Raw genomic sequence first — 5,484 nt, 5'->3', positions numbered from 1 at the left:
GACGAGGCCGACCTTCTCACCCTTGGCGTTGAGGTGATCGACCAGTTCGTGGACGGTATCGCAGCCCGAGCCCATCATGACGATGACCTTCTCGGCGTCGGGGGCCCCGACGTAATCGAAGAGGTTATACTGACGACCGGTCAGCTTGGCGAACTTGTCCATCTGGGCCTGGACGATGCCGGGAACTTTTTCGTAGTAGGCATTGACCGTTTCACGCCCCTGGAAGTAGACGTCGGGATTCTGGGCGGTACCGCGCAGAACCGGGTGATCGGGGGAGAGGGAGCGCCCGCGGTGGGCGTGCACCAGCTTGTCGTCGACCATCGCCTTCATGTCGTCCATCGACAGGGCTTCGACCTTCTGCACTTCGTGGGAGGTCCGGAAACCGTCGAAAAAGTGCAGGAAGGGGATGCGGGACTCGAGGGTCGCGGCCTGGGCGATCAGCGCGAAGTCCATGACCTCCTGGGGGTTGTTGGAGCAGAGGAAGGCCCAGCCGGTCGAGCGGCAGGACATCACGTCCGAGTGGTCGCCGAAAATCGACAGCCCCTGGGCGGCAATGGCGCGGGCCGAAACATGGAAGACGGTGCTGGTCAGTTCCCCGGCGATCTTGAACATGTTGGGGATCATCAGCAGCAGGCCCTGGGAGGCGGTAAAGGTGGTGGTCAGGGCACCGGTTTGCAGGGCGCCGTGAACGGCGCCGGCGGCCCCGCCTTCGGACTGCATCTCGACGACCCGGGGAATGGTTCCCCAGATGTTCTTTTCACCGGCCGCGCTCTTGGCGTCGGAGATCTCCCCCATGTTGGATGAAGGGGTGATCGGGTAGATAGCGATAACCTCGTTGGTGGCATGGGCAACGTGCGCCGCTGCGGTATTGCCATCAATATTTACCATTTCTCGCGACATGAACTTCCTCCTCTGTTCTATTTATGACTTCCCATAAATGAGACGTTTCGGGCGGCAGAACCAAGCTCTGCCGCCACTGTTCAGAAACCCGTCGATGCCGGCCATGGCCGACGCTTTATCACTTCTCGCACCAATCGCAACGCTAAAACACGCAAACAGCAGTATAGGTCAGTCTGACGAAAAAACAACGTTTATCAGAGATCCCGGCGCCCTTCCACGGCCCGGTTCACGGTCGCCTCATCGACGTATTCCAGGTCGCTGCCCATGGGAATCCCGTAAGCAAGGCGGGTTACGCGGACACCGAGCGGACGGATCAGCCGGGCCAGGTACAGGGCGGTCGCTTCGCCCTCAACCGAAAAGTTGGTGGCCACCAGCACCTCTTGAACCACCCCGCCCTTAAGCCGGGCCAGCAGTTCGGCGATTTTCAAATCTTCCGGGCCCACCCCGTCGAGCGGCGAAAGCGCTCCGTGCAGCACATGGTAACGACCGCGATACGAATGGCTGCGCTCGATCGCAATAAGATCCTGCGGCTCTTCCACCACGCAGAGGATGGCGTCATCACGTCCCGGGGCCGTACAGAGAGGACAGGGGTCACTCTCGGTAATGTGAAAACAGGTGGAGCAGAACCGGACCCGGGTCTTGAGATCAAGAATGGCTCCGGCCAGAGCCTCCGCCTCGGCGGTTGACTGGCGCAGTATGAAAAAGGCCAGACGAGCCGCGCTTTTCCGACCGATACCGGGGAATTTGGAGAGCTCGGCAATCAGCCGGGTCAGCGACGGAATGGAGTCTAGCATGTCTTTCCGTTAATATCCAAGAATTTAAAATGCTGTTTTATTTATTTAACTGTACCAAAATTTTCTGCAACAAGCTTTAGATACAGTAAAATAAATTGGTCTGACCACACAAATGTAATACCACGCGTGGCGTATACGGATCAAGTTTTTTTATTCTTGCTGTATTTTTTTGCTGTGGATAAAAATTGTGCCGCCGTCAGGCGATGCTGAGGGCGGCACATTCGGACAACTTTCTGGCGCCCGGATCAGAACAGGCCGGGGATATTCATTCCACCGGTGATCTTGCCCATTTCGGCCTGCATCATGTCCTGGCTTTTCTTGATCGCCTCGTTGACGGCTGCCACCACCAGGTCCTGCAGCATCTCCACATCTTCGGGATCAACCACGCTTTTCTCTATTTTCAGCGAAAGGAGCTGCTGCCGGCCGTTGACCACGGCGGTCACCATGCCGCCGCCAGCAGAGGCATCGACTTCCCGTGCCGCCAGTTCATCCTGCAGGCGCGTCATTTTCTGCTGCATCTGCTGCGCCTGTTTCATGATATTTCCCAGACCTTTGGACATTGCTTCCTCCTATATGGGACCGCCGCGGCGGTGAGTGTTGAAAAGGACAGGGCCCCTTAGATGCCCCTGCCCGGGTTATACGTAGCCCTTGTCGATCGGGCGGACTTCACGGATTTCACCTTCAAAAACCGCAACGGCTTTTTGCACCATGGGATGTGCCAGGGCATCCTCACGCAGGCGCTTTTTACGGTCCGACTCCTGCGCCTTGCGCTCTTCGAGCAGCGAAGGGGGAGTCTGCCCGCTTTTGGCGTCAATCGGCACGATCCGGATGGTCACCGGCCGGGCGAAAAACTCGCTGGCCATTTCGACCAGAACCGCAAAGGTTTCAGCATCCTTGACCTGCTCCAGGTGAAACGACCCCGCGGGAAAGCCGATTTCCAGTTCTGGCAGCTCCTGCTTGAGCAGGCTGCCGTGCTCGAGCAGTGACCCAATCATCGGACGTCGGCTGCGGACCTGGGTTACCAGCCCCTGCCACCCTCCGCCGCCAACCGCAGAGGGTACCGGGGCTTCAGGCTTTTTTGGCGGAACAAAGGCCTCACTCTCAACCGGGGCCGGACGGGATGACCGGCCAGGCGCCGCCGCAGGCAGGCCGCCGGAGCCGGCCAGGCGCCGCTCGAGATCTTCGAGCTTGCGCACCAGGCTGGCGACGTCCCGGGCCGGCGGCAGATTCGCCAGCCGCACCAGAGCCATTTCCACCGTCAGCCGCGGGAAGGACGCCCCGACCAGTTCGACCTCCGCTTTCATCAAGACCGTCTGGGCCCGCTGCAGATCATCCAGCTCAGAACTTTTGGCCAGCCGCTGCAGGTCGGCCAACTCGTCGCCCACGACCTGTAAAACCTCCTCCGGCGCATCGAGCACCTTGCAGAGAATGACCGAGCGATACAACTCAACCAGTTCCTGGCAGAACTGGCGAAAGGAATGCCCCAGATCGTCCACCCGTCGAACCGCCTCCAGAGCCCGCCGGCTGTCCCGCTCCTGGACCGCTTCGACAACATCGAGCAGCAGGCGGCGGTCGACCATCCCCAGCAGCCCCTGCACATCTTCATCCGCCACGTCTTCGCCGCAAAAAGCGATCACCTGATCCATGGTCGACAGGGAATCGCGCATGCTCCCCTCCCCTCGTCGGGCCACCAGGGCCAGCGAGCGGTCAGAAATGCGGATCTGCTCGGCATCAACGATCTCCCTTAAGCGGGCAGAAACCCGGGGGAGGGCGATCTTGCGGAAATCGAAACGCTGGCAGCGTGACAGGATGGTCACCGGGATCTTGTGCGGTTCGGTGGTGGCAAAGATGAACTTGGCGTGATCCGGCGGTTCTTCGAGGGTTTTCAGCAACGCGTTGAAGGCGTTGATCGAAAGCATGTGCACTTCGTCGATGATGAAAATCTTATAGCGGGAACGGGAAGGCAGGTAGCGGATATTCTCGCGCAATTCGCGAACGTCGTCGACGCCGGTGTTTGAGGCGCCGTCGATCTCGAAAACATCGATCCCCTGGCCGGCAGTAATCTCCAGACAGGAGGGGCATTCATTACAGGGAGTGGAGGTGATGCCGGTTTCGCAGTTGAGGGCCTTGGCGAAAATCCGCGCCGCCGAGGTCTTGCCCACACCGCGGGCGCCGGTGAACAAAAAGGCGTGATGAACCCGGCCGGTCCGGATGGCGTTGGCCAGGGTCTGGCTGACATGTTCCTGACCAACCAGATCTTCAAAAGACTGGGGGCGCCACTTGCGGGCCAGTACCAGATACGACATGAGCCTCAAATATCTCCGAACAGAGAAAAGGGTTCAGTCCATCGGCAACACCAAAAAGGATTGCCGGCACAAGTGACAGCCAGGCACCCCCGCGGCACACGGAAAATGCCACTACCGCTGCTCCCTTCCGGGCCTGACGGAGTTTGCGGCCATCCGTTGCGCGGGACCCGGCTGTCACTTCTGTCGGCAATGACCAGAAAGCTACCAATGATTTTAATACTGGCGGAGAGGGGGGGATTCGCCCACTACGTCGCAGGCATCCTGCCTGCTCCTGCGTCGGCTCCCCTGCGCTCGCTGACGCGGACATCCTGTCCGCTTTTCTGCCACCGGCAGCGCTCGCTCCGCTTCGAATCCCCAAGGGACTCTTTGTGGCTTTAATACTGGCGGAGAGGGGGGGATTCGAACCCCCGGTACCTTGCGGTACACACGATTTCCAATCGTGCACCTTCGGCCTCTCGGTCACCTCTCCGCAGATTGGGCAGGATACACAACACGGCGTATCCTGTAAAGGAATTTTTGGGTGGGATTTCGTACCATCTGCCGATTCGGCAACATCTGCGGGCAGAGCCATCGTGCAGCGGTTTTTACAGGATTTTATTTCTGTTGTCAACAGATTGAAAAAACAGGAAAACGCCGGCAGCGGACCAGCGGATGTTCACCCTGAATTGTCGAAGGGAGTTAGTGGGAAACGGTGAAGATATCGCTGGGAGAAGAAGATGCCGTCCGTCTTTCCGAGCCGCCATAGGATGGCGACTTCTGGGTTCGGATCGGATCGACCCCCACATGAACCCAGCCCGTGCTGCGCCTGAACATTTTGATCCGATCGGATTCCAGCAAAAAGTTGAGATATTCCGGAACGACTGTATCGTGAATTCCGTTTTTGTAAACCACCCGGATCATCATTATCGACCTCCTCCACACACAGGCAGTACCAGCAGAACAGACAATCACCAATACCCAATGGTTACCTTGAATCAGAAGACATACAGACGTGCCTCAATCGAGACTGGTCACCCAGCACTGGCGACGCTCCTCCCCCTCATATACGCCACCGGGGTGACCACGCACCGGATCCCGGCCAAGGGCAACCCAACCGCCGTTACGCTCGAAGGAGCAAACACGACTTGATGCAATCAGCGCTTCTAGCTTTTCTGGAAAAACTTCAACCATTTCACCTGTTGCAAGCTTTGCCCGAACCCGCATCATCTTCCTCGTCGATATTTTTATAGAAACATCTAAGCATAAAAATGAAGATTTTCAAACACTAATGTTCATTTACCACATCCTATACCAACCTGGATTTTCCTTGAAAACAACCCAAACACGTCAACAAAAACACGGGCCCGCACGCTTATGGCGTGCAGGCCCTTGTTATCATTGGCGGAGGGGGTGGGATTCGAACCCACGGTACCGTTGCCGGTACACTAGCTTTCCGGGCTAGCCAAATAAGCCACTCTTGCACCCCTCCTAACGAGCTTCCCCTT

The 5,484-nt window shown here is 58.1% G+C and carries 5 protein-coding genes, 2 tRNA genes, 1 other RNA gene and 1 pseudogene; all 9 read right to left on the bottom strand.

Annotation, left to right across the window (positions count from 1 at the left end; translation table 11 throughout):
* Nucleotides 1–900, bottom strand: a pseudogene (locus ABYV89_RS14135) (pyruvate:ferredoxin (flavodoxin) oxidoreductase); the annotation flags it as partial.
* Nucleotides 901–1,094: 194 nt separating this feature from the next.
* Nucleotides 1,095–1,694 carry a recombination mediator RecR gene (recR, locus tag ABYV89_RS14130; protein ID WP_432823581.1) on the bottom strand — a complete coding sequence of 200 codons (600 nt, stop codon included), beginning with the start codon at nucleotides 1,692–1,694 and terminating at the stop codon, nucleotides 1,095–1,097.
* A 245-nt stretch (nucleotides 1,695–1,939) separates the two neighbouring features.
* The gene (locus ABYV89_RS14125) at nucleotides 1,940–2,254 is read right to left on the bottom strand and encodes a YbaB/EbfC family nucleoid-associated protein (protein ID WP_432823580.1); all 315 of its coding nucleotides are present in this window, start codon (nucleotides 2,252–2,254) and stop codon (nucleotides 1,940–1,942) included.
* A gap of 75 nt (nucleotides 2,255–2,329) precedes the next feature.
* Entirely contained in the window at nucleotides 2,330–4,000 is a 1,671-nt protein-coding gene (gene dnaX / locus ABYV89_RS14120; protein WP_432823579.1) for a DNA polymerase III subunit gamma/tau, read from the bottom strand.
* Between the two features lie 74 nt (nucleotides 4,001–4,074).
* An RNA gene (gene ffs / locus ABYV89_RS14115) (signal recognition particle sRNA small type) lies at nucleotides 4,075–4,173 on the bottom strand.
* Between the two features lie 208 nt (nucleotides 4,174–4,381).
* A tRNA-Ser gene (locus ABYV89_RS14110) sits at nucleotides 4,382–4,469 on the bottom strand.
* Nucleotides 4,470–4,678: 209 nt separating this feature from the next.
* Nucleotides 4,679–4,903: a GSU3473 family protein gene (locus ABYV89_RS14105; protein WP_432823578.1), complete on the bottom strand. Its 225-nt coding sequence runs from the start codon at nucleotides 4,901–4,903 to the stop codon at nucleotides 4,679–4,681.
* Nucleotides 4,904–4,996: 93 nt separating this feature from the next.
* Entirely contained in the window at nucleotides 4,997–5,170 is a 174-nt protein-coding gene (locus tag ABYV89_RS14100; RefSeq protein ID WP_432823582.1) for a GSU3473 family protein, read from the bottom strand.
* Nucleotides 5,171–5,378: 208 nt separating this feature from the next.
* Nucleotides 5,379–5,468 (bottom strand) — tRNA-Ser (locus ABYV89_RS14095).
* Nucleotides 5,469–5,484 lie beyond the last annotated feature (16 nt).

This window comes from Trichloromonas sp., assembly GCF_041583255.1.
Classification (GTDB): Bacteria; Desulfobacterota; Desulfuromonadia; order Desulfuromonadales; family Trichloromonadaceae; genus Trichloromonas.
The sequence above is the reverse complement of the archived record's forward strand: the minus strand, read 5'-3'. Positions and strand labels throughout refer to the sequence as shown.